At 30.8% G+C, this 5815-nt stretch carries 7 protein-coding genes and 1 pseudogene; 2 read left to right on the top strand and 6 right to left on the bottom strand.

Annotation, left to right across the window (positions count from 1 at the left end; translation table 11 throughout):
• Positions 1 to 107: 107 nt before the first annotated feature.
• From ABZA26_RS06140 to ABZA26_RS06115, 6 genes are all read right to left on the bottom strand, one after another.
• Positions 108 to 1040, bottom strand: a complete 933-nt coding sequence (locus ABZA26_RS06140) for a type IV pilin protein (RefSeq protein ID WP_372713641.1) — start codon at positions 1038 to 1040, stop codon at positions 108 to 110.
• A 618-nt stretch (positions 1041 to 1658) separates the two neighbouring features.
• Entirely contained in the window at positions 1659 to 2054 is a 396-nt protein-coding gene (locus tag ABZA26_RS06135; protein WP_372713640.1) for a HEPN domain-containing protein, read from the bottom strand.
• Positions 2038 to 2358 (bottom strand): nucleotidyltransferase domain-containing protein, encoded by a 321-nt coding sequence (locus tag ABZA26_RS06130; protein ID WP_372713639.1) that lies wholly within the window; start codon positions 2356 to 2358, stop codon positions 2038 to 2040. Before ABZA26_RS06130 ends, ABZA26_RS06135 begins: the two co-directional genes overlap by 17 nt.
• A 13-nt stretch (positions 2359 to 2371) precedes the next feature.
• Entirely contained in the window at positions 2372 to 3088 is a 717-nt protein-coding gene (locus ABZA26_RS06125; RefSeq protein WP_372713638.1) for a hypothetical protein, read from the bottom strand.
• Positions 3088 to 3849, bottom strand: a complete 762-nt coding sequence (locus tag ABZA26_RS06120) for a ParA family protein (RefSeq protein ID WP_372713637.1) — start codon at positions 3847 to 3849, stop codon at positions 3088 to 3090. Before ABZA26_RS06120 ends, ABZA26_RS06125 begins: the two co-directional genes overlap by 1 nt.
• A 10-nt stretch (positions 3850 to 3859) precedes the next feature.
• A complete protein-coding gene (locus ABZA26_RS06115) occupies positions 3860 to 4741 on the bottom strand; it encodes a replication initiation protein (RefSeq protein WP_372713636.1) in 882 nt (293 codons plus the stop codon).
• 371 nt (positions 4742 to 5112) lie between these two features.
• Between ABZA26_RS06115 and ABZA26_RS06110 the strand changes: the two are divergent.
• Positions 5113 to 5295 (top strand): annotated as a pseudogene (locus ABZA26_RS06110) (DDE-type integrase/transposase/recombinase); the annotation flags it as partial.
• 98 nt (positions 5296 to 5393) lie between these two features.
• A complete protein-coding gene (locus ABZA26_RS06105) occupies positions 5394 to 5504 on the top strand; it encodes an IS3 family transposase (protein WP_372713642.1) in 111 nt (36 codons plus the stop codon).
• Positions 5505 to 5815: the final 311 nt, after the last annotated feature.

The raw sequence follows: 5815 nt of genomic DNA, 5'->3' as shown, positions 1-5815 counted from the left end.
CTATTCCTGTGAATCCTTGCTTCATATTTCACCTCCAATTTTTATAGATAAACTTCTTAGCCATGAAAAACTAAGAGACAAAAATAAAAGCAGCTTCTTTTATAAATTTATTGTGCTGTTACTGAAAAGGCATCTATAAAGTTTCCTACTGAGTTAGAACTACTTGCTGAGCTTACTGAATTAAGAGAAAATGTTGTCGTTGTTTGGCCTTCAGGAACTACGTAAGTACCAGTGTAAGTGCCCCATTCAGTATTTCCATCAGTCATAGTTTCTAATACTATGGTTTCATCTCCATCCCCGACACTTATCGTAGCAACGTCTTCTCCAGTCCTTCCTCTGTGACTAATAGACCATGTCAAAGTCGTCCCAGGAGTAGTTTCTATTTCCTGATATAATGATGCTACCTGTGTTGCATTCAACTCTACAAAATAATTTCCGTCAGCTGCGTTTACTCCAAGGAAACCATCGCTCCAAATCTCTATTTTATTATCTGTTGCTGTTGTGCTCCACCCGTCAATTGAGCCAGCATCAACAAGCGCATATGAATTAGGCGATATTGTATAATTTTCGAAACTAGGATTGATTGCAGTTTCTACTTGGCTGCTTGAAGTTTCTGGACTTGAACTTTCATCATTCCAAATCTCATTAGTGGAATCTCCTGTATAAGCTCCATTGGGAAGATCTGCATATATTTCCCCCTCATCTTTAAAATAAAGCCACCCTCCGTCATCAGTTCTTTCAGCTGTTACATTATTGCTTTCAGAACCACCTTCAAAAGATGGTGTATCTGGCATCTTTGATTTAGAGTAAAAATTTGAAAACTCCCCCAAGTTATCTTGACTTCCTTCCAAGTCGGGATACTCTTCATTTTTCAATTTATACATTTCTATCGCAGTGTTTAAATTAGAGAGGTTAGCCTGTACATTTGCCACCTTCGCTTCTAATGTAACATTATTATATTTTGGGATAACAATGGCTGATATCAGTGAAATAATAGAGATTACTACCATTAATTCTATGAGTGTAAATCCTTTTTTCAAATTGCTCTCCTTCTGTTTCACAAACATATGTCAATTGTGTGTCACCCTTTGAGTATATTATTTAAAAAGTTTTATGTCAAAATTATTATGCTTACAAATTACAACAAGACATCCCTTTAGAATGTCTTGTATAGAAAATTTTTGTATTTATAAACAAACCTATTATCAAAAAAGGATATTTGTAACGAAAATCGAATAACGTTCAAAATAAAATAATGTTAGGAGAAGTGACATGAGTAAGAATAGTTTTTTAAAGGTCAAAGACCTAAAAGAGGCATTTATAAACACTTTCAAAATATTTTTATTAAGTCTTATATTGAGTTTTTCAATTCTAACTCCTCTTTATATTTTCCACATAGAAATTTTTGATACCCTTAGTCTATTGAAAATGACTTCAATTACCGGTATAAGATCGGTTTTTTTGTATCTAGTTATAATATTAGCAATACGTATTTTTAAAGGAAAACCAAAAAAGATTAAGATCGACAGGTTATAAGCAGATGTTTTAATAATAAATATAATTTTGATCACCAAAATCTTAAAGACACAGCATAGACAAAGCTATCCCACCATAAAAAAAGAAGGAACTAAAAGTCCCTCCTTAATAATTTGCTAGACTCAGCTTGATTCAATTTTTTTCTTTACAAACATAAGTATTTTTCTACTGTCCTTTTCAGCTTCGTCAAGAAGATCATGAGATGGAATTATTCCCATTCCAGTATCCATGTACCTAAAGGCAGTAGAGTACGGCGTTAAATTTTCATATTCTTCATATAGCTGCTCAAAGCTTTTATCTATCTCTACACAGCTGTCTAAAATAGCGGTGAGATCATGGCTTTTTGGAACTCTAGTTTTATTGTATATAAGGTAAGCCTTTAGGGATTTCTCTCCGGCTTGCTGAAAATGGTATATAGCTTTGTCTTCAAGTTCGGACTCAATTAAAATCTCTGCGGACTTGAAATCCCTTTCTGCTTTAAAATACATAATTTCAAAATCTTTAGTTGGTACTGTCATAAATCAGGTACCCCCTGTTATAAATCTCATTTTCTATTTTATATAAATCTCGAGAATTTTCAAGAAACTCCAACTCACTTTCGACTATTAAGTCTTTGGATATTCCTGTTCCTCTCAGGGCTTTAATACCTCTTCTCATATCCAATATTTTGTTATTGCATTGTTCTGTTATTACCATAATATCCAGATCACTGTCTTCATTTGGATTTCCCCAGGCATAAGACCCAAATATATATATTTTTTTAGGGTTAAATTCATTGACAAGCTTCTTTTTTACCTCTTCTATTTTCCACAAGTTTATCATGATACCACCTTCTTTATATGGTTTGGATAAGCACTTTTATATTTTTTTCTATTTCAGAAATTTCTCTTAAAATTTGCTCTCTTTCTTCCCTTATTTTTTTTAGATTTTTCTCTCTCTCAGCTATATCTCTATTTATAAAATCAAGCTTACCCTGTTTTAACTTAAGCTCCCTTTCCAATTTCCCTTCTGGACTTTCAACTATTATAGCTTCCTGAATTCCGCAAGATTTTTTATTCGCAACTTGCGAATATCTTTTCTCTATTTCTTTTATTTTCAAAGAAGGTTTCTTATCCTTTAATACTTCCAGTATATCTTCTTGAGTAAAATTACTATTCTTACTTGTTAAAGTTTTTACAACTGGAATAGGAAGCTCCATTATCTCTCTTTTACTAGTTTCAAGAAAAAGCTTATATTTTTTTAATAAAACAGAACTCTTGTCTTTATTGATTCCCAAAGAGGAGCACCACTCCATATAAACTCCGTTTCCTCTATTTGCTAATTTTTGATTTACGTTATACAGTTCTTCAGCAATTTCAAAAGTGGCCTTCCCTATATTCATTGAGTTGTTGTATATCTTTTCTTCAGACTCAATGAGTTCAGCTTTCAAGTCGATTATTTCAAATTTTTCATAATCAAAGATAGAATTATATTTTTCTGTAATGAAAGAATTATTTTTTTTAGAAACAGAAAGTGGATCCCTGCTCATAGAGAATCCTTTTTTGCTAGCCATTACTTAAACCCCTCCCTCTTTAGAATTTCCTCTGCCAACTTTTTATAATCTTTGGATCCGTTACTTGTTGGCTTATACGTAAATATATCTTGTGCCAATGCTGGGGCTTCAGCTAAAGCTATATTATTTCTAATTTTAGATTTTAGAAGTGAAGATCCGAAATGATCTTCAAGTCTTTTTGTTACTTCTAAACTCATATTTGTTCTTGAATCATATTGAGTTAAAAATACTCCTCCTATTTTAAGATCTGGATTTACATCTTCTCTGACATCATTTATAACGTCAATTAAGACACCAGAGCCCCTCATTTCGAAGTATCCACTTCTAAGCGGTATATAAATTGTATCTGCAGCTGCCAAAGCGTTTAGAGTCAATGTAGAAAGACTAGGAGATGTATCTATGATACATATATCATAATTTTCTTCTGCTTTTTTCAGAGCCTTTTTCAGAAGGAGTTCTCTTCCCATCATAGAAACAAAATCAAGATTGCCTCTCTCAAGGTCTAAATTACTTGCAACAATTGATAAATTTTCTTTTATCTCAGTTATAAAAGGAACCACATCTTTACTTTTAAGTGCTTCATACGCTGTAAATTTTAAATCATCAATATTTATTCCTAAACTGTCAGAAAGATTTCCCTGTGGATCAAGATCTACACCCAAAACTTTATATCCTTTTTGAGCATAATAAGCCATTAAATTAAGTGCAGAAGTTGTCTTAGCAACTCCTCCCTTATTGTTTGCTATTGCTATTTTTAACATGAGTTTCCCCCTAATCAATGATAGAATATTTAATTCTTAAAAATTTTTCGGCAGAAATTACTGTCAATCCAGATTGTGTATACTCTTCTACCATCTTTTCAAATTCATTTCTTGTTATGCTTTGTTTTTCCAAAGTTTTTTGAGCTTCCTCTCTTAATCTTGATACTGACTTAATTATTTTTATACTCTCTTTTTCGTAATCCGAAGCTGGTAAAACTTCTATTTTGTTACTAGCTGTCGTCTTTTTTGTTTTAAAAATAGTGAATTTTATGTGGGTTATATTACGTCCCTGTTTAATTTTTTCATAATTTATATTAATAGATGCATTTTCATTTAAATTATTTACAGATGGAATTAATACTCTTTTTTCAAAATCATATATTCTTGTGTATGATTCTGCTCCAAGCCATTTTTTTAATTGGTTTATTTCTATTGTTCTTACCGTAGCGTTTTCATATTGTTTTAAAAGTTGAAATAATCTTTTAGATTGAGCTCCTTTTAGTTCTATAAATTCATGAAGAGAATATTTGGTAAATTTTTCTTTTAAATCGTAAATTAACCACTCAAATTCTTTTTTTACTTCTATAGATATGGTTTTTTCTTTAGAATTAAATTCCAGTTCTTCGAAAAAATGTTTTAACTTGTAGCCTGTATCAGTTTTTATATTTATTGTTGTGTTAAAAAGGTTCTGTACAATTATTTCAAATCTTTTCATGCTTCTGTTTTTTGAATTAATAAGTTTTTTTATGTCTTTTGCATCAAATATAGCTTTTCTGTTTCCATTTCTAAGCTTGTATATTAAGACTATAAAAGTATTTAATTCAAGTTCATTGAAAGAAAAAATACTTTCTGTTAAATTATTGTGATGAACTACAACTTGGTTTTGTTCCATAGGTTAGGATCACCTCCCTAGTTAAATTTACCACATTAAAACGACAAAATAAAGAAAAAGCGTTAAAAACTTTCTTTTTCTTTTTATATTTTATATTTTTAAACATTTTAGGCACTCTGTAGGTCAATAATAAAGCATGATACAAAAGAAAATAGACGACATCAAGTAACAATAAAGCGACATCAAGTAACAATGGAGACGACACAGAGTAACAACTAAGACGACAATAAGTAACTATAGAGGCGACATCAAGTAACATCATCATAAGACGACATTGAGTAACAACGACATCAAGTAACATTTTTATTCAAAAAATAAAATTTGGGTAGATGATTTTACGTATATTCCAGTAGCAACACAAATATTTATCTCCCTTCATCGATATTTTTACCAGTAAAGTAGTAGGATGGACTTTAGATACGAGTATGGACCAAACGCTTGTTATTAACTCTTTAGAAGAAGCTCTAAAATCTGAAAAAACTCCTAAAGGCTTAATTGTTCATACTGAGAATCTCTATCAGTACACCAGTAAAGAGTTTCAAAGAAAAGTATAGAAATATGGCTATTTCTAGCATGAGTCGTCCTGGTAATTCATATGATATTGCTTTAATGGAATCATTTTATAAATCTTTAAAATCAGAACTTCTGGTAGATTGAAACAGTAGAAAAATTAAAGAATGCAATCTTCGAGTATATAGAAATTTACCATAATACTAAAAGACTGCATTCATCGTTAGGCTATATGTCTCCAATTCAATTTTAAATATCTTAACTTTGTGTAAAGAAAAATAGGGGAAGTTTAATCCTAGAAGAAATAGAGGTTTAAAATAAAAAAAGAGACAGACATAATAGCCTGGCTCATTGGTTTTGGGGTTGCAATCACCTAGGGCAGATGATTGCAGGTTATTATTTTTGTTTGAAGAAGTTTTAAACAAAAAATATAATAACACGAAACAAATAAAAAATAAACACTATATTTTAATATTTTTTAGTACGCTGATGATTTATTTTTTTATAAATTACAAAAGAACCAGATGGTTATTCCTGGCTCTTAAGTGAGGAAACTTTTCTAGG

The organism is Ilyobacter sp. (assembly GCF_041583315.1).
Taxonomy (GTDB): domain Bacteria; phylum Fusobacteriota; class Fusobacteriia; order Fusobacteriales; family Fusobacteriaceae; genus Ilyobacter.
This window is presented reverse-complemented; position numbering and strand designations above follow the sequence as displayed.